The 203-nt window shown below is 61.6% G+C and carries 1 protein-coding gene; it reads left to right on the forward strand.

Annotated features, from left to right (window positions below; all coding sequences use genetic code 11):
* A partial coding sequence (locus WFM49_RS18585) for an alpha/beta fold hydrolase (RefSeq protein WP_336974870.1) occupies positions 1-203 on the forward strand: 203 nt, incomplete at both ends.

The following is a 203-nucleotide window of genomic DNA, read 5'->3' on the forward strand; positions in this document are numbered from 1 at the left end:
GCACTGGCTCAGGCGCTGGGCCTGAAGGACTACATCGTGGTCGGTCACTCCATGGGTGCCCGCATTGGTTTGCGTGCCGCTCACAAGAACAGCGATGGCCTGAACCGTCTGGTGATGGTTGATCCGCCAGTGTCCGGCCCAGGTCGTCGCGCTTATCCCTCCAAGTTGCCCTGGTACGTGGATTCCATGGCGATGGCTCGCAA

The organism is Alcaligenes sp. PF14 (genome assembly GCF_037150615.1).
Classification (GTDB): domain Bacteria; phylum Pseudomonadota; class Gammaproteobacteria; order Burkholderiales; family Burkholderiaceae_B; genus Alcaligenes; species Alcaligenes phenolicus.